At 70.4% G+C, this 23,309-nt stretch carries 18 protein-coding genes and 1 tRNA gene; 9 read left to right on the top strand and 10 right to left on the bottom strand.

Annotated elements, in window-relative coordinates; genetic code table 11:
* Positions 1–162: 162 nt before the first annotated feature.
* The 5 genes from ACIGXP_RS38080 to ACIGXP_RS38100 all read right to left on the bottom strand — a co-directional run bounded on the left by ACIGXP_RS38080 (position 163) and on the right by ACIGXP_RS38100 (position 4,916).
* On the bottom strand, positions 163–1,497 hold the full coding sequence (locus tag ACIGXP_RS38080) for a Dyp-type peroxidase (RefSeq protein WP_399776305.1): 1,335 nt from the start codon (positions 1,495–1,497) through the stop codon (positions 163–165).
* Positions 1,498–1,516: 19 nt separating this feature from the next.
* Entirely contained in the window at positions 1,517–2,530 is a 1,014-nt protein-coding gene (locus ACIGXP_RS38085; RefSeq protein ID WP_399776307.1) for a hypothetical protein, read from the bottom strand.
* A gap of 11 nt (positions 2,531–2,541) precedes the next feature.
* The gene (locus ACIGXP_RS38090) at positions 2,542–3,075 is read right to left on the bottom strand and encodes a hypothetical protein (RefSeq protein ID WP_363215292.1); all 534 of its coding nucleotides are present in this window, start codon (positions 3,073–3,075) and stop codon (positions 2,542–2,544) included.
* A 123-nt stretch (positions 3,076–3,198) separates the two neighbouring features.
* On the bottom strand, positions 3,199–3,993 hold the full coding sequence (locus ACIGXP_RS38095) for an SDR family NAD(P)-dependent oxidoreductase (protein WP_399776310.1): 795 nt from the start codon (positions 3,991–3,993) through the stop codon (positions 3,199–3,201).
* 587 nt (positions 3,994–4,580) lie between these two features.
* Positions 4,581–4,916 (bottom strand): deoxyxylulose-5-phosphate synthase, encoded by a 336-nt coding sequence (locus ACIGXP_RS38100; RefSeq protein WP_086602836.1) that lies wholly within the window; start codon positions 4,914–4,916, stop codon positions 4,581–4,583.
* Between the two features lie 390 nt (positions 4,917–5,306).
* Between ACIGXP_RS38100 and ACIGXP_RS38105 the strand changes: the two genes are divergently transcribed.
* Positions 5,307–8,705, top strand: a complete 3,399-nt coding sequence (locus tag ACIGXP_RS38105) for a HelD family protein (protein ID WP_399776371.1) — start codon at positions 5,307–5,309, stop codon at positions 8,703–8,705.
* A 476-nt stretch (positions 8,706–9,181) separates the two neighbouring features.
* A complete protein-coding gene (locus tag ACIGXP_RS38110) occupies positions 9,182–10,102 on the top strand; it encodes an NADP-dependent oxidoreductase (RefSeq protein WP_399776312.1) in 921 nt (306 codons plus the stop codon).
* Between the two features lie 223 nt (positions 10,103–10,325).
* Here the strand turns inward: ACIGXP_RS38110 and ACIGXP_RS38115 are convergent, their stop codons facing one another.
* The 3 genes from ACIGXP_RS38115 to ACIGXP_RS38125 form a co-directional block, all read right to left on the bottom strand.
* Positions 10,326–11,225, bottom strand: coding sequence for an NADP-dependent oxidoreductase (locus tag ACIGXP_RS38115; RefSeq protein ID WP_399776314.1), 900 nt, complete (start codon positions 11,223–11,225; stop codon positions 10,326–10,328).
* A gap of 446 nt (positions 11,226–11,671) precedes the next feature.
* A complete protein-coding gene (locus tag ACIGXP_RS38120; RefSeq protein ID WP_399776316.1) occupies positions 11,672–13,411 on the bottom strand; it encodes a SpoIIE family protein phosphatase in 1,740 nt (579 codons plus the stop codon).
* A 1,009-nt stretch (positions 13,412–14,420) separates the two neighbouring features.
* Positions 14,421–14,496: transfer RNA gene (locus ACIGXP_RS38125), tRNA-Arg, on the bottom strand.
* A 473-nt stretch (positions 14,497–14,969) separates the two neighbouring features.
* On the opposite strand from ACIGXP_RS38125, the gene ACIGXP_RS38130 reads away from it, so the two are divergent.
* The 6 genes from ACIGXP_RS38130 (at position 14,970) to ACIGXP_RS38155 (ending at position 19,771) form a co-directional block, all read left to right on the top strand.
* Positions 14,970–15,092 (top strand): lasso RiPP family leader peptide-containing protein, encoded by a 123-nt coding sequence (locus tag ACIGXP_RS38130; protein WP_363215288.1) that lies wholly within the window; start codon positions 14,970–14,972, stop codon positions 15,090–15,092.
* A 289-nt stretch (positions 15,093–15,381) separates the two neighbouring features.
* Positions 15,382–17,004: an asparagine synthase-related protein gene (locus ACIGXP_RS38135; RefSeq protein WP_399776318.1), complete on the top strand. Its 1,623-nt coding sequence runs from the start codon at positions 15,382–15,384 to the stop codon at positions 17,002–17,004.
* Positions 17,001–17,270 carry a lasso peptide biosynthesis PqqD family chaperone gene (locus tag ACIGXP_RS38140; protein WP_363215286.1) on the top strand — a complete coding sequence of 90 codons (270 nt, stop codon included), beginning with the start codon at positions 17,001–17,003 and terminating at the stop codon, positions 17,268–17,270. The genes ACIGXP_RS38135 and ACIGXP_RS38140 overlap by 4 nt, the downstream gene beginning before the upstream one ends.
* On the top strand, positions 17,267–17,719 hold the full coding sequence (locus ACIGXP_RS38145) for a lasso peptide biosynthesis B2 protein (RefSeq protein WP_363215285.1): 453 nt from the start codon (positions 17,267–17,269) through the stop codon (positions 17,717–17,719). The genes ACIGXP_RS38140 and ACIGXP_RS38145 overlap by 4 nt, the downstream gene beginning before the upstream one ends.
* 1 nt (position 17,720) lies before the next feature.
* Positions 17,721–18,635 carry a phytanoyl-CoA dioxygenase family protein gene (locus ACIGXP_RS38150; protein WP_399776320.1) on the top strand — a complete coding sequence of 305 codons (915 nt, stop codon included), beginning with the start codon at positions 17,721–17,723 and terminating at the stop codon, positions 18,633–18,635.
* Positions 18,632–19,771, top strand: coding sequence for a tryptophan dimethylallyltransferase family protein (locus ACIGXP_RS38155; RefSeq protein ID WP_399776322.1), 1,140 nt, complete (start codon positions 18,632–18,634; stop codon positions 19,769–19,771). Before ACIGXP_RS38150 ends, ACIGXP_RS38155 begins: the two co-directional genes overlap by 4 nt.
* Here ACIGXP_RS38155 and ACIGXP_RS38160 read toward each other — a convergent pair.
* Both ACIGXP_RS38160 and ACIGXP_RS38165 read right to left on the bottom strand, forming a co-directional pair.
* Positions 19,723–20,631 carry a heme A synthase gene (locus ACIGXP_RS38160; protein WP_399776324.1) on the bottom strand — a complete coding sequence of 303 codons (909 nt, stop codon included), beginning with the start codon at positions 20,629–20,631 and terminating at the stop codon, positions 19,723–19,725. The two genes, ACIGXP_RS38155 and ACIGXP_RS38160, sit on opposite strands and share 49 nt — an antisense overlap.
* A 196-nt stretch (positions 20,632–20,827) precedes the next feature.
* The gene (locus ACIGXP_RS38165; RefSeq protein WP_399776326.1) at positions 20,828–22,045 is read right to left on the bottom strand and encodes a M6 family metalloprotease domain-containing protein; all 1,218 of its coding nucleotides are present in this window, start codon (positions 22,043–22,045) and stop codon (positions 20,828–20,830) included.
* Between the two features lie 501 nt (positions 22,046–22,546).
* Here ACIGXP_RS38165 and ACIGXP_RS38170 point away from each other — a divergent pair.
* The gene (locus ACIGXP_RS38170) at positions 22,547–23,194 is read left to right on the top strand and encodes a TetR/AcrR family transcriptional regulator (RefSeq protein WP_399776328.1); all 648 of its coding nucleotides are present in this window, start codon (positions 22,547–22,549) and stop codon (positions 23,192–23,194) included.
* Positions 23,195–23,309 lie beyond the last annotated feature (115 nt).

A 23,309-nucleotide genomic window follows, 5' to 3' on the forward strand; every position in this document is an offset into this window, starting at 1 on the left:
ACTTTCCGTCCCCGACCAGGCGATGGTATCGACGCTCCCGCGCCCTCGGCAGGCGGCTCAGCCGATCACCTCAGTCCGCAAGCACGGAACAGCGCCGCGATGAAGACGACCGTGACTGCGTCGAGTACCAGGTGCAGGGCCTCCATGGACGCTTCCCCGTTGTCAGCCGTGCGGGTCGCCGAGCCAGCGCAGTGCGGTCAGGCTCGGCAGGAAGCAGTACTCGCCTCCTCGCGTGACGACGAAGCGCGGCAGTGCTGCGAGGCGTCGGCGCAGCGGCCGCCGGGGAATGGTGAAGTCGGTGGAGCCGTCGCGGGATCCGGTCACGGGGTCCTGGGCGTTGTTCGCGCCGAAGAAGACGCCGTCGTTCATCCACTGCGACTGGACGAACTCGAACTGCCGCCCCAGATGCGCGCCGATGAACGCGAACATCAGACCGCGGTCGGCTCCGTCGTCCTCCAGGACTCCCTCGGGCAGCGGCGGACCGTAGACGGCGCCGCGCCGGATCATGCGGTGCAGCCGTACCTCTCCGGCCACCGCGGCGTCACGGGGGTTGGCCCGGCGGATGTGGCAGCCGCCCGGCGTCGTGAATCCCGCCGGGTCGTCGCTCTCGTACAGGAAGGTGTTACGGCGGTACGGGTCGGCGCCGAGCGCGGGATCGTCGTGCTGCGGAGCCAGCGCCAGGGGAGCGCCGCTGCGCCAGCGTCCCATGATCTTCGCGGCGATCAGTTCCTCGTCCTGGGGCCCGGTGGAGTTGTCCTTCAGACAGCGCCGGAACTCGGCGGCCTTCTGGTGGAGTTTGCGAAAGACCGCGTAACTGCCGTTGCGTCCCAGTACGTTCGGCTGCGGGCTCTGGAGACCGCCGATCTCGTCCCGGTAGCCCAGCACGAACTCACCGGCCCTCAACGGCACTTCCAGCCGGTTGGATCCCGGTATGCCGCTGCCTTCGACGGCCGGATGGCTGACCCCGTCGCGATAGCCGAAGTGCTCGGTCTCGGTGGGCAGGGCGTAGCAGTCCTGCCGCCATATCGCCGTCACCCCCGACAGCCGGTCGTACGCCGGGCGGGCCCGGTCGACGGCCGCCTCCAAGTGCGCCGGGTCGGGCGCGACCGCTGTGAGCACCACATGCACGTCGGGACTGCCCAGCGGGGTTTCCCAGTGCTCCGGACTGCTCTCGCCCACATCGCCCAGCGCTTCGGCGCGGGCCGCCATCCCCTGCCGGAACTCCCAGGCGAACGTGTCCAGCGAGGCGCGCGGCACTCCCAGCGTCTCCAGGCCACGACAGGTGACGGCCACACTCACCCACGTCTCGCCCAGGGAGCTGACGGAGTCCGCCGCGGAGGTCACCGCCGTACTCGCGCGCCGCATCAACTCCCGGCCGTGCTCCCGGTCGTCGATACGGAAGGCGAGGTAGGTCGCCGCGTACGGCGTCGGCCGGGCGCTGAGAACCCCACTCTGGATGTCGTCGAGTTCCAACGTGACGTCCGTGTTCCCAGTCACGGTCGACCTCCCCGCTGCACTATTTGGTGACGAGGTTTCGCCAGAAGTTCCGCAGACTGTCGTCCCCGCCGAACAGAGAGCTGAAGATCGTCGAGTCCGCCAGCAGCAGATCGCCGGCACGCTCACCACCGGGCGGCATCCACAGGAACATGTTGAACTCCGTGTTGCCGGCCTCGGTGAACGGATGCGGCCTCGACATGTCGATCGGCTGCCTGGCCAGCACGCGGACGGCGTCCGGGTCATCGGTCGTCACGTCGTAGTGGGGCAGGTGCATGTGGAAGTTGAAGTTCGTCACCCCGTCCAGCCAGCCCTTCGGGTCCTGGTCCCGGACTGTGGACAGAGGGGCGATCTGGTTGCCCTCGCCCGTCGCCGGACGCAGCCCGTACCGGTTCATGACCGGCACGCCGAGGCCTTTCATCACGTCCCTCACATAGGTGGCGAACCGCTGCTGCCGGGGCACCAGGGGATCGCCGTGGTGGCGGTATTCCATCTCCCGGACCTTCAAGTCGTCCGAGGCGCCGACGTCATGGTGCGGGCCCAGCACGAGGCAGGAGTCCTCCCGGGCGAGAAACGCCCGCAGGGCGTCGATCTCGCCGGGCTGGGCCTCCTGCTCGGTGACCGCATGGTCCAGCCCGAACACGAACAGCACGTCCGTGTCACCGAGCACCCGCTCGTCGAGCGGTGTGAAGAAGCCCGCCTGGTCGATGCGCTGGTACACCGGGACGGGATGCCCCGTGACCTCCTCGACGAAGTCCTGGAACGGCACCCACGCCCAGAAGAACAGCTCCAGGGACCCGGCGATGCCCTGCTGGAACCGGTACGGGTCCGACCACTTCGGATCCTCGTACGCCGGCCAGGCAACCCGCCTGACCTCGGTCATCGTGGAGAAACGGTTGTCCAGTTCGGCCGCGTTGCGACCGGCCTCGGCCGGATAGCTCCACGAGACATAGATGCTCACCCGCCGCCCGTCAGGGGTGTACTCCCGCGGAACGTGCCGCTGGTTGTACGTCCGCGCGGTCCTGACCTCGCTCATTTCGCTCAGCCTCACTGCATCTGATCGAGCATCTCCGACAGAGCGCTCTTGATCCGCAGAGCCTTTTTGATCTCGTCCGCCGTCACGTACGGATACTCTCCGTACTCGATGAAGCTCGGACAGTGGTGCTCCCGTACGAAGCGCACGAACGCCTCCGGGTTCGTCTGCCAGTCCTCGGGAAACCCTTCGAGGTTCTCGAAGGTGGTGCTCACGCCCGACTTGCTGAACAGCGCGACGGCGTCCTCGGTGTACTTGTCGAAGTCGGTGTCGAAGATCCCCTGGTACATGAAGCGGGTGTCGTCGTCGAAGAGAACCCAGCGCAGGTAATGCAGCTTCAACGGCGCGAGGAAGTGCGGATCCTGCTCCAGCGCCTTGGCCAGGGTGTGACCGTGCTCCCGTATCGCGTCGGCCCTGCCCGGCTTGACGTTCGCGATGATGGTGAACCCGTAGCAGGCCGGAGTTCTGGGAAAGACGGGGCCGTACTTCCCCTGTTCCAAGTGGTCCGTCTCCTTTGGGATGACGACCATCTGCGGCTTGATCTCCATGTCCGCTCCTCCGCATTCCGCAGGTCGGAACCCACCTACAGCGTGGCACCGGACGGCTGACCGCGCCCGCCGAGCGGCCGGGGGCCGACGGGTCAGCGTCAGTGGAGGGGCAGGGGCAAGAGATCACAATGTCTTGACCTGGCCGCCATCGATGGTGAACTCGGCTCCTGTGATGTTGCCGGCGAGCGGGGAGGCGAGGAAGAGAGCCAGATCGGCGACTTCGTGAGCTTCGGTGACTCGTCCTGTGGAGATGCCCATGCTCTGCGGCACGACTGCATCGATGGCTTCCTGCGCGGTGGTGCCGGCCTGGGCCGCCGTGGCATCGGCGAAGCCGCCCGGCGCGGTCCAGAAGGGAGTGCGAACCGGCCCCGGGGCGATCGCGTTGACCCGGACGCCTCGCGGTGCGAACTCCTCGGACAGCGACTTGGTCAGGCTGCTCAGCCCGGCCTTGGCCGCGGAGTAGTCCACGACCATGGGGAAGGGGAGACGCGCGTTGATGGAGCTGATGTTGATGATGGAACCCCCGTCCACGACCAGCAGGTGAGGAAGCGCAGCGCGACTGGCCCGGACCGCGCTGAACAGGGTCATGTCGAAGATCCGCTGCCACTCGGCGTCGTCGATGTCCAGGAAGCTCGGACGGGGCGTCGCGGTACCCAAATTGTTGACCAGGACGTCGACCCTGCCGTACTGGTCCACCGCGTGTCGGACGAGTGCGCCCGGTCCGTCTGCGGTGGACAAGTCGACCGGGAGTGCGGTGACGCCGTACTTCTCGTGGAGCCCTTTGAGTTCGGGAGTAATGCTCCGGCTGCCGACGGTGACGTGTGCGCTTTCACGGGCGAACGCATCGGCGATGGCGAGGCCGATGCCCTTGCTCGCTCCGGTGACGACGGCGACCTTGTCCTTGAGCTGGAGGTCCATGGCGGTCCTTCTCCGGGTTGGTCACCCCCTATATCGAGGGTAGGCAGAACCGGCGCCGCCGGCTCAGGCGGGCAGCCGGCCCCCGCCTCGGATGGGGGCTGACCTGGTCTGCGCTGGGGAGAGGCGTCTGCGCTGAAGGTGGGCCGCGTGAACCTGGCCTCCTGCCGGGCCCACATCGAGGCGTACGCCGAGGACAACGGCAAGCAGCGGTCGTGAAGGCCGGGCTGGGCCACCTCAAGGTCATCCCGCACAAGCTGTGGCACACGGCGGCCTCGCTCGCCATCACCAGCGGAGCGGACGTCAACGTCGTACAGACGATGCTGGACCACAAGTCCGCGACGCTGACCTTGGACACTTACGGGCATCTTTCCCGGACCGTCTGGACGAGGTCTCGAAGAAGATGCACAAGCGCCGTGCCAAGCAGTTGGCCAAGGCCAAGCTTGAGAAGGCCGAGAGGAAGGCTCGCGAGGCCGCCGAGGCGGTGGCTGCCCTGGAGGATTCCGCAGCGTGATGTGTGCCTCAGCGTGGTGCGTATGACAGCAGGGCCGCTTCGGCGGCGTGGCGAAGCGCCCCCTGCTTTCGGGCTGCTATGGCAGGTCGCGGCGGACCAACGCCTGAGCGAATGGTTCTCCGGTGGCCCGGGCGTAGGCCATCCGCTCGCGCACCTCGCTGAGGGTGCGTGGGCGGTAGCCGGGGCCGCCGCAGCAGCTCTTGTGGAAGCGCACACCGGCGTGCAGCAGCACGGAGAGGGTGCGCCAGGCGGCGGTGTCCCGCCTCTTGGGTGCTGCGAAGGCGGAGCCGACGTGAATCAGTGGTTCGGCGCAGCGTGGACAGACCCGGTCGTGGTCGTGGTAGCCGGGGTAGGGCTGCTTGTACGAGGCCCGGCAGGGCAGGCAAACGTACGAGGTCTTTCCATGGGCCATGCGGGAAGGGTAGGGCCGGCGCGGGGTCGGGCTCGACAGATTTCCGGCATGCTGCGGAGCCCTCCCGTCCGCTGGACGGAAGGGCTCCTGAAGAACGCCGTCAGGGAACTGGAGAAGCGCTGTGCCTCCATTGCTACACCGCGGCGGAGACCGCTCGCCGCGCCAACGCCGTCTGGTCGCACCTCTGCCTGGGATGCCACTACCACCAGTACGAGATCGGCCCCACGCACGACCAGGTACGCGCCTGGTGGACGGAGGTTGGCGAGCTGGTCGGGACGTTGACCATCTGACTGTTTGTTACCAGCAGGTCTCTGATAGTTATTTCGACGGGGCCGGGCGTATGCCCGTCGCAGCGTCCTCCGGGGTGTTGCAAGGGGAGGGGACATGTACATGGGCACCGCCACGCGCGAAGAGATCATCGCCCTTGAGCAGAAGGCGGTGGACCGTGCCTACGACTGCTATGCCGCGCGGCTGGCCGAAATGACCGGGGGCTCGGTCGCCGTGGCCTCCGCCAGCGGCAAGGACAGCGTCGCCAACCGGATCGTGGCCGAGGAGCGGGCCGCGGCATACGACGGACTCGGCAACGAGTCGCTGGTCATCGGCCGTGTCGACGCACCGGACGAGGACGAGCCGGGTACGGGGCCCAAGACCTGGTACGTCGGCCGACGTGCCGTTTCCGACGTCCGTACCCGCGACACCGTCGTCGTGCTGTGGACCAGTCGGCTGGCCAAGAAGTGGTTCGAGGCGCTGCCCGACGCCCCGGGCGAGGTGCTCCTGCGGCGGCGACTGCGCTGTGTACAGCGTGTCGTCGAGGACTACTTCGACGAGATCACTGCCGCCGCCCCCGTCCCGCAGCCACGGACGGCGGCAGACGACGCCCAGCGGGAGGCCCAGCCCACGGAGTCGGCCACCGTCACGCAGAAGGAGGGAGCACCGAGCCCGCCCGTCCCCACACCCGCCGACATCGCCCGCGTCCAGCGCCAGAAGCCGCTGCAGCCCGACGACTTCCTCCTGCGTGAACTCCAGCGCTCGCGCAGCGGCAGCATGCGGGACATCGTCGAGACCATCCGCCGCGACCAGATGGCCCTGGTCACCGGCTCGCCCTCCGACATCCTCGTAATCCAGGGCGGCCCGGGTACCGGCAAGTCGGCGGTCGGCCTGCACCGCGTGACCTGGCTCGTCAACAACGGGCACTTCAAAGCCCAGGACGTCCTCGTCGTCGGCCCCCATCAGCAGTTCCTGGACTACGTGAGCCAGGTGCTGCCGACGCTCGGCACCCGGAACGTCAACGCCGTGCAGGTGACCCGTCTGTGGGACGGCGAGGTCCTCGGCACCGACACCGCCCAGGCGCGGGTGGTGAAGTCCGATGAGCGTATGGCGGCCGTCCTGCGGCGGCGCGTCGAGATCGAGTGCCGTCCCGAGGCCGTCGACGAGTTCACCACCACTGCCTCCTACGAGGGGGCCAAGCCGGAGCTCACCGTCACCGTCGGCAGCACGACCCTGCGCGTCCCGCGCTCCGAAATACTTTCGCTCCTCGAAGACGTGCGCCAAGGCGATGGCTCCTACCGTGAGCGCCGCGACCGCTTCCGCGGGCTGCTCGTCGACCGCCTGCTGCGGGAACTCGTCGCCGTCGCCCCTCGCCGCAGCCGCGACGACACGATCCGCCGCGACCTGGAACGCAACCGTCAGGTCGAGCGCCTCATCGAACGTGTCTGGCCTTCGCCCGGCGCCAGGGAAGCCCTCCGCACCCTCTACGACTCCGAAGACCTCCTGCGCACCTGCGCCGAGGGCATTCTCGACGCCTCAGAGCAGGCCGCTGTGCGCCGTTCTCGGGCCGACACGGCCGACGCCGATCCCTGGACGCTCGACGACCGGGTCTGCCTCGAAGAACTGCGGTATCTCATCACCGGGGAGACCCCACAGCGGTACGGGCACATCGTGGTCGACGAGGCACAGGACCTGACACCCATGCAGGCCCGCTCCCTGCGCCGGCGCTCCGCCGCGCAGGGCTCCATGACCATCCTCGGCGACCTCGCCCAGGCCACCGGCCCCCACACCCACACCGACTGGGACCGCCTCGGCACCCTCCTGTCCGACCACGGCGACTGGCGCGTGGCCGAGCTGAACACCAGCTACCGCGTGCCCGCCGAAATCATGGAGTACGTCGCCCCCCTCGCCCGGACCGTCGCCCCCACGCTGCCCTACCCGCAGGCCGTGCGCGCGGCGGGCGAGGACGCCGTACGGACGGTCGCGACCGAGCCGTGGAAACTCCTCGGCGACACCGTGACCCAAGCCACCCGCCTCGTCGGCACCAGCGACGGACACACCCTGCGCTCCGTGGCGGTCATCGTCCCCGACGACTCCGGCTGGCTCGACGAGATCAGCCGCCAGCTGGACCTGGCCGAGGGCATCACCGAGCAGGGACGCGAGGCGGTGTCCGTGCTGGCCGCCGCCCAGGCCAAGGGCATGGAGTACGACCACGTCCTCGTCGTCGAACCCGCCACCATCGCCGACCTGGGCCCGGCCGGCCTGCGCCAGCTGTACGTCGCGCTCACCCGCAGCACCCAGAGCCTGACCGTCCTGCACACGTCCCCGCTCCCGGAGGCCCTCACGAAAACCGACGGCAGCAGTACCGAACCAGCACCTGCCGAAGGCGAACCAAGCATGGCAGACGCTGACGTCCCCGACATCGGTACGGACGTCCGAGTCCGCGTGACCGGCCGGGCACCCGGTGGCCGGTACAGGGTCAAGGCCCTGTCTCCCGCGATCGACGTCCCTCTGGTCCTGACCGTCCGCCACGGCTCGGTGCCCCCGCGTCCCGGCGCGGTACTGGACTGCTGGGTGTTCGCTCACGAGACGAACCACTGCCTGCTCACCGCGGACCGGCGTGGCCGCCAGCCCATCTCCCCCACCATGGCGGATCGCTATGTGGCGGCGCTCGGCGTCTTCGACGACCTGACCAACGGTGACGGAACCATTCCGGAGAACGCCCGTGATCGTCTGTCCGAGCTCAAGGGCATGGCCAACCGCGTCCTCCGCCGTGACCAGGCGGACTGGGTGGACGTGCGTCGTGTGCTCGGATCCCCGGACAAGCATCGCCTCAGCCTCCTGCGCGACCTGGCGGCGCACACCACCCGCATGCTCAAGGACAACAACCTGGACCTGGACCGACTCCAGGCGGACCTGGCACGCGCCGACTGGGCCCAGGCCCTGAACGCGGCCCGAGAGGCGCTCCAGCACCGCCGGGCCGCCCGGGGCGAACCGGAAACCGAGAGCGCGCCCGCCTCCGTCGAAGAGCCGTCCGAGCAGAAAGAAGCAGAGCCCGTGACCTCCGAAGGCATGCCCGCCACGCCGGCGCCCGCCACGCCCGCCAAGGGACTTCTGCACTCGCTGGAGACCACGGCGGCCGCCGACCGCACGTGCAAGAAGCACGAGGCGGTGCGCCATGCTCTCAAGGCGGCTCTGCTCTGGGCGGACCTGCAGCCGACCGACTCCCCGGTCGTCGATGTCAGCCGCACCGCGGAAGACGGTCACTTCCTCTACGAGGTCCTCGGTGCCGGCCGCTCCACCTACGCCGACCTCCGCGCGGGAGCCACCCGACTCCTGGAGATCAACCACACCCTGCCCGCTCCTGCCGACCGCCTCTACCTGGTGCTCTCCGAACCGCCCGCCGAGGACTGGTCGGCCGACACCGTGTTCGGTGTCTTCGGGGTTCGGGTCCTGTGGCGCACCCCCGACAGTTGGGGCGGCCACGACGCGGAAACCGCCCTGGGCTCCGGAGAGGCGTAACCACTTTCGGCAGAAGCGGGATTCTTCCGTGCTCGCTCGTGCGCTCCTTGGGTGCCCGAAGCGGAGCCAGAGCAGGATTCGAACCTGCGACACCCGCTTCAGGAGAGACCCTACAGCTGTCCCTCTCTGTGGTGATCTTCCCCGGGGTTCACCATTCCAGGCAGGCCAGCGAGATGGGGTCTTCCTTCTCCGCCTGATCCTTCCCTGCCCTTACTCGGCCTTGCGTTCCCATGACGTTCCCATGAGGGCCCCCACGAGGCCCTGGGAACGGGGGCCGGGGAGTCGCCCGAATGTCGGCTGCGGGGGGCCACACCAGCGTCCGTCGTTTGCCCCGGATACACCGTCTGAAGTGGCTTCGCGGTGGACGAGGCGCTGAGATGGGTCATGGCCAGTCACGGCTCCTCCGCCTGACCACGCCACGCGCAGGCGGGCCGCACGTCTCGGATTCCGGAAACTGCACCGAACAAGGAGTTGCCATGCGAGCCGTCACTGTCCGAGACCCTGACGCTGGCGTCGGTGGCCTCTCCCTGACGGACATGCCCTATCCCCAGGCCGCTGAGAACGACGTCATCGTGCAGGTGCATGCCGCCGGTTTCACCCCCGGAGAGCTCGACTGGCCGGTAACCTGGACGGACCGCGCCGGCCGCGAGCGGACCCCGAGCGTGCCCGGGCACGAAGTGTCGGGTGTCGTCGTCAAGCTGGGGTATGGAACCACCGGCCTCACCGTCGGCCAGCGGGTATTCGGACTGACCGACTGGACCCGTAACGGGGCACTGGCCGAGTACGTCGCGGTGGGGGCCCGCAACCTCGCTCCGCTTCCGGCGGACGTCGACCACACCGTGGCCGCCGCGTTGCCCATCTCCGGGCTGACCTCATGGCAGGGCCTGTTCGACCATGCGCGCCTCCTAACCGGACAGACCGTCCTGGTCCATGGCGTTGCGGGCGGCGTCGGGTCGATCGCGGTGCAGCTTGCGCGCGAGGCGGGAGCCAGGGTGATCGGTACCGGCCGGGCGGCGGACAGGGAGACGGCACTCGGTCTGGGCGTGAATGCCTTCCTGGACCTGCAGGCCGATCAACTGGAGGGTGCCGGCGAAGTCGACGTGGTGTTCGACGTGATCGGCGGCGAGATCCTCGACCGCTCGGCCGCGCTGGTGCGCGCCGGCGGCACGCTCGTCACGATCGCCGCGCCCCCTAAGGTCCATCCCAAGGACGGACGGGCCCTCTTCTTCGTCGTCGAACCCGATCGTGCCCGGCTCACGGACCTCGTCCAGCGGCTCCGGGATGGACGGCTCAAACCCATCGTCGGAGCGGTGCGGCCGCTCTCGGAGGCGCCCGCGGCCTTCGCCCCCGGCCGGCGCACCCCTGGCAAAACGATCATCAGGGTCGTGGAGGGCTGAATGGGAGAGCAATCGTGATCACAATGCGGGTCTCGCCTTGGCGGCTGTCTTGTGAACCCGGCTGGTCATCGCTGCCCAGAGCCCGCTCCTCTTTCCCGCCCCCTGCTTGGGTTCACTGCGGAGTGGTGCGCTCCGAGCCTCCGGGCCGGGCGAACGTTGATTTCTCGATCGGGCCCTGGCGGGCACCGTGGCCCAGCATCGGGATCGGGCGTGCCCGGTCGGGTCATGCTCGGGTGAGCACGATCTTCTTACCGCCGGCCCGTCCGGTAACCACCCGGGCGAACGCAGCCGGTCCCTCGCTCAGCGGCAGGGGTTCAGGTGCGAGTTTCAAGGTTCCCGCGGCGGCCTGCTCCGCCAGCTGGACAAGCTGCGCGGCGTTGGGTTCGACGTAGAGGTCCCCACTCGTGATGCCTCGTTCCTCCGGAGGCGCGTCCGAGGTCAGGGAGCACAGCCGGCCGCCGTCCCGCACCAAAGGCAGGGCGGCGTCCGCCGTGCTGGTGGCGATGATGAGGGCGGCGTCGAACCCTCCGCGTACCTTGGCCGACCAGTTCGGGTCGTGGTAGTCGACGACCTCCATCGCTCCCAGACCGAGCACGCGCTCTGCGGCGGCAGCAGACGCGGTCGCGGTCACCTCGATGCCCTTGGCCGCAGCGAGCTGGATGGCCAGGGCTCCGGTGGCCCCGCCTCCGTTGGTGATCAGGAGCCGCTGCCCTCGGCTGAGGTCCAGCTTCTCCAGGGCCTGCACCGCGGTGAGGCCGTTGACCGGCAGCGCCGCCGCGTGCACGGCGTCCAGCCCGAGTGGGCAGGCTGCCGCGTGATCCGCGTTGATCAGAACTCGTTCGGCCCAGAAGCCGCTCCCCCCGGGCAGCGGGGCCTCGTGGGCGAGCACCCGGTCGCCTACGGCAAACCCGGTGACACCCGCGCCGACGGCCAGCACCTTGCCCGCGCCCTCCACTCCCAGCGCCGCCGGGGGGTGCAGCCCCACGTCCCAACCAGCGTCGTTCAGCAGTTCGTCCCACGGGCCGACCCCGGCCGCCTCAACCGCCACCAGGATCTGACCGGGGCCGGGAGATGACGGTTCGGGCAACTCCAGCAGGGCGACTTCCTTCTCGGCCCCGGACACTCCGCACGCCTTCACAGCAGATCTTTGTCCTCTCACTCAGTCCGACCGATCGGGAGGTACGGGCCGGAAACCCGAAGCAGGCATCAGTGCCGACCTCGGGATCCCCTACAGAGGTCGCTGAGTGGGTCGCACCGGCCCCGTGCGGCTTGCGGCTCATTGCCGAACCGTTGACCCCTGCGGGACGCCGTTCGCGCATTCGGCCCGCTCACAGGCCGTGTGCCACATCCTCGGCCTTCCAACCCGCAAACCAGCGTGTGACCTGCCGTCGTACTGGAGAACTTCGCCGATCGAGGGCAGGCTCGTCGGCCTGCGTCCCAGGTCGGCGTGGCCGGGCGTGCGTCGGCAGTTCGCCCCTCCCAGGACCGTGCGGCGGAAGAGCAGCCGGAGACGACTTATTGGCTCCGGGAACGTGAGCACCTCCGGCGTCGATCACGCCTCCGCCCGGTTCAGGGCATGGGCAGGCGCAGGGCGAGGAGGGCGATGTCGTCGGTGCTGCCGGGGGGCACCCGGGCGCACAACCGGTCGCAGAGGGTGTCCAGCGGTTCGTGCGCGAGGGCGAGGGCATGGCGGCGCAGTCGGCCGAGCCCGGTGTCCAGGTCGCTGCCGGGAACCTCGATCAGGCCGTCGGTGTAGAGCAGGAGCGTGGACCCCGGCGGCAAGGCGTGGGCGGCGCTCGGCCGACGGATGCCGCCCAGGTGCGTTCCGAGGATCAGTCCCTGCCCGGCTTCGAGATACTGCGCGTTCCCGTCGGGGGACAGCAGCAGGGGCGGCGGGTGCCCGGCACTGGTCCAGTGCAGTGTGTAGGGGCCGGTGTCCGGGCCGTCCACCCGGGCGAGGACGAGGGTGGCCATCGACACGGCCGTGATGGCGTGCATGGCATCGTCGAGTCGGTCCACGACAGGACCGGTCGGCCCGGTGTGGTCCCAGGCGAGGGAGCGCAGGATGCCGTGCAACTGCGCCATGCCGGCTGCGGCGGTCAGATCGTGGCCCACGACGTCGCCGATGACCAGGGCGAGCGTGCCGTCCCGCAGCGTGAACGCGTCGTACCAGTCGCCACCGACCTGCGAGCCGGCCGGCGCGGGCTGGTACCGGGCGGCCAGCTGGATGCGGCCGTGCACGGGCAGCGGGGGCAGGAGGTTGCGCTGCATGGCCTCGGCGACCTCGCGCTGTCGGCCGAACCGGCGGGCGTTGTCGATGACCGGGCCGACCCGGCGGCCGATGGCGCTCGCCACGTCCAGGTCGCCGGTGTCGAAGGGCCGTTCCGGGTCGCTGCGCACCAGTGTCAGGGCGCCGGTGACCCGCTGGCCGGCGCTCAGCGGCACCGTGATGACCGATGTCGCGCCGGTCGCTTCGAGGAAGGCGTGGTGGACGGCGGCCAACGGGGAGTCGGGCGGTGCCTCCATGCCGGAACGGTCCCGCAGGACGGGGCCGCCTCCGTTCAGCACCTGTACCAGGGCCGAGTGGGCCGCTTCCCCGGCCGGCGGCGGAAGGTGTCCGCGCCAGTCCTCCTGCCCGGCGTCGCGGCCCTCCGGTCCGGTCACCGCCACCCGGTGCACCTGACGGGAGCCGACCCGCAGGTCCACCGCCGCGAAGTCGGCGAAACGGGGGACCAGGAGCCGGCTCAACCGGGCGAGGGCCTCGTCCACCTCCAGGGTCTGACCGAGCACCTCGGTGATCTCCGCGACTAGCGTCAACCGCTCGGCGCGGCTCTCCAGAGCGGTCGTGCGAGCGGCTCGTTCCGCCCGCTCGGCACGTTCCGCGCGCTCTCTGTGGGCGCGCTGGTCCGCCGCGGTCTCGATGGTGAGTACGACCATGCCCAGGGAGACACCGTCCTGCGTCAGAGGAGTGGCCGACCAGGAGACCGGGATCAGCCGTCCGTCACCCCGCAGGCACCTGTCGTCGTCCCCGCGCGCCGGACGCCCCTCGGCCAGTGCCTGCAGCAGTGGGCAGTGCTCGCGTGGGATCCGGGCGCCTACCGGATCCCGATGGCACAGGTCGTGCAGGTCCTGCCTGTCCATCACCGCTGCCGCGCGCCCCAGCAGCCGTTCGGCGGCCGGGTTGACCGCGACGATCCGCCCCGCTGGGTCGATCACGGTCACCGCCGTGCCCAGCTGCTCGACGACCCGCTGCCACAGTCCCGGTTCCGCCGCCGACAGCCGCCACTCGTGCTTTTCGCCGGGCTTCACGTCCTCCACGATGCCGCCGTCCCCTCCACGGCGCACTTCACTGGTGCCTCGGCCTTCGAGGTCGCGTAGGACGCCGGTGCCCGTCGGTCTCGTACGAGAACGAGAATCCGGCCGCACGGCCGACGCAACGGCGCCTCCGCGACACCGCTGTACGGCTGCTCTGGTCATGTCCGTCACCGCCGGTAGGGAACGTGTCGGCCGTCGTGGCCCTCGTCGTGCGGGGTTACCGAAACCGGCTCGGAACCGGGACACGGCAGGAGCGAGCATGTACCGGAGCAAGGCGGCGAGGTCGGCGAGGTCGGCGAGGTCGGCGGGGATGGTGAAGACGCCGATGATGCCGCAGGCGTCGCGGGGCCGGTGCCGTGGAGGTTCTTCAGCTGCGCCCGCAGCGGGACGCCGGCGGTGCGCGTCGGCAACTGCCGGGCGGCAACGGCGGCGAGCGGGTGGCCGACGGCCACGGATCAGAAGCTGTCGAGCGGCTCGGCTACGGAGTCAAAGCTCGTCATTCGGCGGCCACCCCGGCTGCCGGCGTGCCCCTGCCGAAGGCTGCGCCGACTGACCACGTGTGCCTCGACGACATGCAGGTCGACGCGGTGTTGCCCGCTCAGCGAACTCCCGCGCCCGGTCCCGTTGTGGGCCGCCGGCGGCCTCGCCGACCACCGGCGCTCCCGGGCTGCCTGACGCACGGCGAGCACCAACGCCGCCAGAGATCGCCAAGTCGTCGGCTCGGGTCGTCCGTTGCGGGCGGTGGCGCGCGTGACGTCGGCAGGCGGTCGGAGAGGACGTTTCACAGGACGACCGCGGGGTCCTGGTCGTGCTCGAGGGCGCCGATGTGGACGGGGTCTACTGACGGCTGGGCGCGAAAGGGGATGAAGTAGGGCAATCGCTCAGGACTCCAGCGCGAGAGGTTGCCCGACGGCCCGTTCCCATTCGTTCCCCTACAAGGCCAAAAAGCCCCTCGGAGATCACTCCCGAAGGGCCTTTCTGGTGCATCGTGCCTGTTCAGGCATGGTGCCCCCGGCAGGATTCGAACCTGCGACACCCGCTTTAGGAGAGCGGTGCTCTATCCCCTGAGCTACGAAGGCAACCTTGCCTGCACCACGGATGAATACTCTCAGTGAGCAGTCACTCGCGCCCGGCAAGGGGGAGACCGCCGCTGGGGACGGTCCCTGACAGGGTAGCGGATCAGGCCGGGGTGGTGGGGCCGAGGGCTCGGTCGTCCCGTCGGTGGCAGTCGCGTTGCGGATGGTGCACCCACGGACGTGGCCGAGCCAGGGGCGATTATCGGACAGAGATGGTTGCGGGTATGCCACTGTCATGTCCCGGGCTAGGACGGATCCCCGCGTCGCGTCAATGTAATTTTTTGCGTCGTGATCGCGTAGCTTTCCGGTCAGTCTTCCCGTCCGGTCGGTGCTATATGCAGCGATTCGTTTTATAGTGCGCCGTTCTCTGCGGTGCGGTTCGGTCCTGTTCGTGACTGGAAACACTGTGGAGTGCCGATCCGGCTCGTGATGTGCTTGCGGTGCGATTTCGGTTTCCATAGGAGGAGGTGAATTCAGTGAACGAGTTCGAGACGACTGAGTACGAGGCCCCCCAGATCGAGCCGATGGGCGACTTCAACGAGCTGACCATGTGGTACGGCTGGGCGAGCAAGGACGGCGAGGGTGAGGCCATCATCTGACGCCCTTTGAGAATTTGGTCGGCGGGAGGGACCTGAATTGGGTGCATCGTGGTTCGTGACTTTCTCGGGAAAGTACACGGAAACGTCTCCTGGTCCATTCCCGGAAACCGGCCAGATTTCGGTCGCGCGCGACCTGTCGGGGAATCCGTGGATTGTCGCTGACACCACGCACGCCCGGCTTGTCGTCGCCGACGCGGGTGCCAGACGTCTCGCTCTGTTCGGCGAGACGGATGCCGACACGGGGCGTCTGGCACGCATCCTCGACCGGCACGAGGACGCACCCGCGGTCATGGAAGCCGCGCACCGCCGGCCCGGCAGCTTCCACATCCTCTACACCGACGGGCGCACCACGTACGTCCAGGGCACCGCCTCGGGCCTGCGGCAGGTGTTCCACGCCCGCCGGCCGGACGGAGGCCACGCCGCGTCCGACTCGCCGGAACTGCTGGCCCGTCTGTGCGGCGCCGCTCCCCGGATCGAGATGGCCGCCTGGGAACTGATGCAGCCGACGCTCGACTACGGCCTGACCGAGGCGGCCTGCTGGACCGGTGTGCACCGCCTGATGGCGGACCAGCGGCTGCGCATGAGCGGCGACACGGTGGACACCGTCACATGGTGGCGGCCGCCCGCCCCGGAACTCTCCGTCGCAGAGGGTGCGCCACAGCTGAGAGCGGCGCTGGATGCCGCCGTCGGCGTACGGGTCGCCACGGCGGCGGGACTGTCCGCGGATCTCTCCGGGGGCATGGACTCCTCGTCGCTGTGCTATCTGCTGGCCCAGCACGGCGCCCCCTTCCAGGCGTTCGTCGAGCAGACCGTGGATCCCAACCACGACGACGCGAAATGGGCCGCCCTCGCGGCCCGGGAGATCGGCTGCGACCTGACCGTCTTCCAGCCGGACGACATACCCGGCCCTTACGACGGCATCTGCGACACCGAGGGTGTCCTCGACCGTTCCGTCCCGCACAGCCTGTCCACTCCGTACACGCTGATCCGCAACCGTGCACGCAAGACCGCGATGGCGCGCACGTTCGCCGCGACGGGCGCCACCGTGCACATGGCCGGCTTCGGCGGCGACGAGCTGTTCACCGTCACCCCCGCGTACTTCAGCGATCTGTACCGCACGGCACCTCTGAAGGCCCTGCGCGAGATACGCCCGCTCGCCCGGCTGCGCCGCTGGCCGATGCGGGCGGTGATGCGCGCGCTCGCGAGCGGACAGTCCTATGGGGAGTGGATCGACGAGCAGGTGCGGTCGCTGCACCTGCCCCGGCCGGCCGTGCAGGGCCCCACGGTGCAGTGGGGCCCGCAGTGGCGCATCCCCGTCTGGGCGACACCGAGGACGGCGGAGGCGGTCCGTTCGCTGGTGCGCTCGGCACCGGACGGTATCGCTCCGCAGGCACCGGAGAGATCCGTCCATGTCTGTCTGGCCGGCCAGCGCATCGGGGGCCACCGGCTGGCGCCGCTGCGCGAGTTGATGCAGCGCCAGGGCGTACTGCTCTCGTTGCCGTACATGGACGACGGCGTACTGGAGGCCGCCCTGTCGCTGTCCCGCGCCGAGAACCGGCCCGGTGTGAGCTACAAGCCGGGCCTCAAGGCCGCCATGCAGACGGACGGTCCGAAGGCGGTGCTGTCCCGCTCCACCAAGGGGGAGTTCAGCATGTCGGTGCACCAAGGCATCGCCCGCAACCGCCGCAGCCTGCTCGCCCTGTTCCAGGACTCCCTGCTCGCCGAGCACGGATTCATCGATCCGGCGCGGCTGCGGTCGAGCATCCGGAACAGCATGCGTCCGGAGGCCGAGACCTCCGCCCTGGAAGTGACCGTGGGCGCCGAGATATGGCTGCGGACGGCCGTCTCGCCCGGGAGCGTGCCGGAGCAGTTCCTCGGCAAGCCGAACCAAGCACTCTCTAACGGAAGTTGACCCATCCCGTGCTGAAGCCGTCACCGGACGTCGTACTGACGAAGAGCGAGGACGCGGCCGTACTGCTCGACAAGAAGTCGGGCAGCTATTACCGCATGAACCCGCTGGCAGTGGCCGTGTACGAGAGCCTCTCGGCCGGGCGCGCCGAGGACGCCGTCGTCGCGGAACTGCAGACCCGGTTCCCCGACGCCCGCGACCGCATCCCCGGTGATGTGGCCCGGCTGATCACCATGCTGCGGTCCGCGGGCATCCTGGTGGCCTCATGACTCTGCCCATGACGCTGGAGCCGCGCTCGCCGCTCCCCGTCCACAGAAGACTCCTCCCGCTGGTCGCCGTAGGGCTGAGCCGGCTCCTCATCGCGGCGTGCACCCCCCGGCGGCTGGAGAGGGTCCTGCGTGTTCTCAGCCGGGGCGCCGCACCGGCCTCGTACGCCGAGGCACTGCGCGCGCGCAGCGACGTGGTCTCCGTCAGCGGCCGCTGCGCGGGCCAGTACTGCCTGGACCGGTCGGTCGCGGCGGTGCTTCTCGCCCGGTTGCGGGGGCGCTGGCCGGACTGGGTGTCGGGCGTCAACCTCGTGCCGTTCGCCGCGCACGCCTGGATCGAGGTGGACGGCCGTCCCGTCGGCGAGGCGCTGAAGCTCGACGGTTTCCAGAAGAACATGGTGGTCGGCTGCCGCGGTGCGGCGGACCGGCCCGTCCCGGGGGGAGAGGCGTGAGATGAACGTCGAGGCGGTGGCGGAAGAGATAGAGGCCCGGGGATACGCCCTGATTCCCGGTTTCCTGTCGGCGGGGGAACTGGAGCAGGCGGTCGCGGCCATCGAGGAGTACTTCCCCGACCCGGAGGCCGGCCCGCAGGCCGGCGCGGCGGACGCCGTCGACGTCGGCGCGTTCAAGCACGCGGTCCCCTTCCCCTTCGCCAGCAACGCCCTCAACCGGCTCCCCCTCGACCCGCGGGTCATCGCGGTGGCCGAGCGTCTGCTGAGCACCCGGGACATCCTCCTGACGAGCTCGTACGTGCAGGCCAAGTACGGCACCGCCTACGGGGAGACCAAGGACCAGTCGCTGCACAACGACACGTGGGCCGTCAACAGCCTGCTGCCGCCCCGGACGGACGGCGTCTACCGGCGGCTCTTCGGCATCGTGTACCTGACCGACGTGACGGCCGGCACCGCACCCACGTATGTGGCCGGACGCGCCGGTGACCTCGGAGTGCCCCTGATCACCTCGGAGCGGAGGGCCACGTACAGCAGCGCCGAGTACCCGGGACTGTACGAGCGCGAGCGTCCCGTCGAGGCGCCGAAGGGCTCCCTGCTCCTGTTCACCGGAGATCTCGTGCATCGCGGCTCGGCCTACCGGGACCGGTACGGCCGCCGGCTCGCGCTGTTCTTCAACCTCCACTCCGCGGCGGCCCGCTGGACCGGCAAGCACCTCTGGGCGCTGCTGCCCTCGTCGCCGGGCTGGGCGACCTTCCAGGAGCTGATCAGTGAACTGACGCCCGAGCAGCGGCAGTTGCTCGGATTCCCGGAGCCGGGCGATCCGTACTGGACGGCGGACACCGTGCGGCGCCTCTGTGAGCTGTACCCGGGGATCGACGTGACGCCGTACGAGCCGGCCGTACGGGAGCCGGCATGACGGTCACGGCGGGCACCGCGGCGGCCGGCTCCGGCGCGGCCCGGGAGGACGGCTACGCGGCCCAGGCGATCCGCGGACTGACGTACCTGGGGCGGCTGTTCGGCGCGGAGGCCGGTTTCGACACGGCGGCGCGGGACGCGGTGGAGGCGCTGTTCGCCGGGTGGGGGCACCGCACGACGCGGGGCATCGACGAGCCGGAGGCGGCCCGCGGCCGGGCGCCCTTCGAGTTCTCCCTGGTCATGAAGGACAGCGGCCCGGAGATCAGGATCTTCCTCCGCCCGCTGTCCGGCGAGGGACCGACCACCGCGGACTCCAGCTGGCAGGCCGGGTGGCGTGCCGTGCACGCACTGGAGGAACAGGGCGTCGCGTCCCTGGCACGGGCACGGACCGTGCGGGACCTCTTCGTCCCGCGCAGCGACCGGGCGGCGTTCGGATTGTGCATCGCGGCGACGGTCCGGCCGACGGGCGTCGCCGGCGTCAAGATGTACTTCGACACCCTCGCCGCGGGCACCGCCGAGAACCGGCGGGTGATCGGCGAGGCGATGGAACGCCTCGGCCTCGGCGACGCGTGGCAGTGGCTGCGGCGGCAGGACCCGGAGGGCATGGCGTGCCTGATGCCCGCGTTCTTCGCACTCGACCTCGACGACTCGCCGCAGGCCCGGATCAAGTTCTACACGACGGTGGACGAGCGGTCCGCCGATGCGCTCCGGGCCCGGCTGGGCAGGCTGTCCGGCACGGCCGGCCGAAGTGCCGCCGGGCTGCTGCACGCCCTGTCGGCCGGCGGTCCGGCCGCTCTTGCCGCGCCCGGGGTCCGGCCGACGCTGTGCTGGAACCTGACGCAAGGAGAACGGCAACGCCCCGGTGACGCCACGCTCTATCTGCCGTTCCAGCGGTACACCCCGTCCGGCGACGAGGCGCTGGACCGCTTGCGGCCGTATGTGCGCGCCGAGCAGCTGACCCGGCTGGACCGCTTTCTGGCCCACTGCGCGGCAGACGGTGCACACGACCGTGCCGAGCGGCAGCTGCCGAACCCGTTCCACTGGGCGGCGGCGAAAGTGAACCGTGAGGTCGTGGGGCCGCTCACCCTCTATGTGTCGGCGGCGGTCGTGGACGGGGCGAGCCGCGCGGAGAGCTGATCGCCGGCCGGCCGCTCGGCCGGTACGGCGGTCGGCTGCCGGTTCACCGCGAGGACGACGCGGACCGCGCCCGCCCACACCAGGGCCGAGCCGAACAGATGCAGGATGACCGCCACCGCGGGCAGCGAGGTCAGCGACTGGAACACGCCGATCAGTCCCTGCGCCAGGAAGACGGCGAGGAAGACGCCCGTGCGCCTGCGGGCCGGGGAAGCGGCGGGCAGAGCGGCGAACAGCAGACAGCCCAGGACGAGGCAGCCCAGCGCGACCGCGCCGTGCACCGCGGTGACGCCCGCCCAGTCGAAGGGCATCCGCTGCACGGCGGAGGAGTCACCCGCGTGCGGCCCGGAGCCGGTGGCCGCCGTGCCCACGACGAGCAGCAGGGCCGTTCCGGCCGTCAGGAACCGGCTCAGCAGGACGGCGCGTCGCGTCGGGACGGCGGCCGTCGCCGCCGCCTCGTGCGCCGGCCTCTGCACGTACTCCAAGGTGACCGCCGCGGTGGTCAGCAGCAGCACCGCGGCGAGGAAGTGCGCGGCGACGATGTACGGGCTGAGCCGCATCCACACGGTGATGCCACCGACGACGGCGTTGAGGACGATGACCCAGAACTGGGCCCACGCCGCGCGCAGCACTGCGCGTGACGGCTCGCGTTGCAGCCGTGCCGCGATGATGAGCCAGCCCACCACCGCGCACAGCGCACCGGTCAGCATCCTGTTGCCGAACTCGATCGCACCGTGCACGCCCATCTCCGTCGTGGGCGCCAGGCTCTGGGCGGTGCACGACGGCCAGTCCGGGCAGCCGAGCCCGGATCCGGTGACCCGCACCACACCGCCGGTGACGATGATCGCGACGGCTGCTGCCACCGAAGCCACCGCGGCCAGGCGCAGGCTGCGCGGCCCCCATGTGTACCGATCGGCTAACCAGGACAGCGGTGTCCGCACGATGACTCCTCGCTGACGACGTCCGTATCCCCCGCCGCCCACCCTAGCCGGGGCCGCCGGAGCCCCGGCCACCGCCCCTGGCGTGGCCCGCCCGCACAGAGCTCCCCCCGAAGAGCCCCTACGCCCGCGTGACCCGCACCCGGTAGCCGCCGTCCTCGTCCTTGCCGAGCACCTGGACGGTGATGCCGTGGCGGGGGTCCTTGAAGGCGGTGCCGGGGGAGAAGGGGGCGTCGGAGAGTTCTGCCTGGACGTTGGGGCTGCGGGTGCAGCCGCCGCTGTTGGGGTGGCTGTCGTAGACCCTGACGGGCCCGCGTCCGGTGTCGATCGTGCCGTCGACCTTGTAGACGAGCAGGCCCGGGCGGCAGACCGCCTCGTCGTTGCCGCCCTGCTCGCGCACCTCCAGCGCGTAGGAGCTGTGGGCGCTGACGGGGACCAGGACCAGCTTCCCGCCGCCCGGTCTGTACAGCGGCGTCAGCAGGTACTCGACGCTGCCCCGCGCCGCCGCGCAGCCCACCTGCGAGCTGTCCAGCCAGCCCAGCTTCCACTTGTGCCAGGCGAGCAGATCGTTGTTGGCCCCCCAGTCCTCGCTCATGATGTCCCAGTGCCCGACCGCGCCCCCGCCCTCCTGCGTGTACAGGTCGGGCAGGCCGAAGGCGTGGCCGTTCTCGTGCGGCAGCACCCGGTAGCCGGTGCGGCCGTAGGAGCCGGAGCCGTCGTCCTGGCGGGAGTAGACGAAGGACGCGTTGGCGATGGGGACGCCGTCGGCGACCGGGGCGTCGGTGTTGCCGGCGAAGGTCACGGACAGGACGGTGTCCAGCGCGGAGGGGCCGGCGTTCGGGGTGATCAGGATGTTGAAGAGGTCGTACGAGCGGAAGTCGACGGCCGGGTCGGCCGCGTCCACGATGTCCTGCACCAGCTGCCGGTACCCGGGGTCGAAGGGCGCGCCGCGATCGATGCCGTACTCCTTGAAGGACTTGGGCATGCGCAGCCACCCGGGGACCGGTGTCTCCGGCCGGTAGTCCAGCCGGCCGTACGACGCGGTGCGGAACCACTCCTGGGTCTGCGGGAAGAACTCGTGGAAGCGGTCCATGGCGCTGCCCTGCCCGGGCGCGTCGGAGAAGTCGACCATCAGGGTCAGGGCGTGGACCGTGCCCGTGGAGCGGGCGTAGCCGTGCGGGGTGGGCAGGCCCTCGGTCATCTGTACGTCGAGAGCGCCGTGGACCGTACAGGGGGCGAGGGCGGAGGAGTGGGCCATGCCGATGGGCCCTGCGGTGGTGGGCGCCGTCAGGTGTCCGGTCCCGGCCGAGGTGCTGACCGCGAGGGTCAGTGCGGTCACCGCGGCGAGAGCGGCCGCCCGGCGCGGGCGTATGGGGCGGCGTATGCGGCTGCGGCCCGTGCGGGGGGCGCGGCCCCGCGATCCCTGGGAGGAACCCCCGCCGGACGGGCGGCCCCGGGCGCGGCCTCCGTCGGGGAGGCGCCCGTGGGGAAGGGATATGCGGCGGGGCGGCTGCGGCTGCATGCATGGGCCCTTCGCTCCACGGCAGCCGCCGGTCACCGGCTGCACCCTTGGGCTCACCCTGTGTCGGCGGGGTGGGGGTCGCGCGCTGGAGGAGACCGATCGTGGGAATGGCGGTGCGCACGGGGGTGAATCCCGGCGGGCGAGGAGTGGGCCGGCGAAGTGGCTCAGGTCACAGCGGTTCTTTCGCCGGGCGGGAAATAACCGGGGAGCGTTTCCCCGTTTAGCCCTGTGTCCGAGCGAAACGGGGACTGTCTCCCCGGATCGCCCCCTCATCGCCGGCCCAGCACCGGCAGAGACCACCAGCACCGAGGAGTCCCCGTGCCGACCGCGACCACCCCCGCACCGCGCAAGGCGCACCGGCCCCGCGCCGACGCCCTGCGCAACCGGGAGCGGATCGTCACCGCCGCCCGGGAGATGTTCGTCGAGCACGGCCCGGACGTGCCGCTCGACGAGATCGCCCGCCGGGCCGGCGTCGGCAACGCCACGGTGTACCGCAACTTCCCCGACCGCGAGGCCCTCGTCCGCGAGGTCGTCTGCTCCGTCATGGACCGTACGGCCGAGGCGGCCGAAGTGGCCCTCGCCGAGACCGGGGACGCCTTCGCCGCGCTGGAGCGCTTCGTGCACGCCGCCGCCGACGAGCGGATCAGCGCGCTGTGCCCGATGATCTCCGGCACGTTCGACCAGCACCACCCCGACCTGGAAGCCTCCCGCGAGCGCGTCGAAGAGCTCGTGAAGGAGGTCATGGGCCGGGCCGAGGCGGCCGGACAGCTCCGGCCCGACGTCGGAGTCGGCGACCTGCTGCTCGCCGTGGCCCAGCTGAGCCGGCCCCCGGCCGGCACGGACTGCCCGCGCGGCGACCGCTTCGTCCACCGCCACCTTCAGCTGTTCCTCGACGGCCTGCGGGCGCCCGCCCGCTCCGCCCTGCCGGGCACGGCCGTGACCCTCAAGGAACTGCGCGCGTGCTGACCGATTAGTTCCGCCCCCGACCCCGGTCCTTCCCTGAGCCCACCCCTACGGCACCGGAGACGGCCGCACATTCTCCGCCACGGCCGTTTTCTCACGTTTTTCCCATCTTTCCCTG

This window comes from Streptomyces sp. NPDC053069 (assembly GCF_044546895.1).
Classification (GTDB): Bacteria; Actinomycetota; Actinomycetes; order Streptomycetales; family Streptomycetaceae; genus Streptomyces.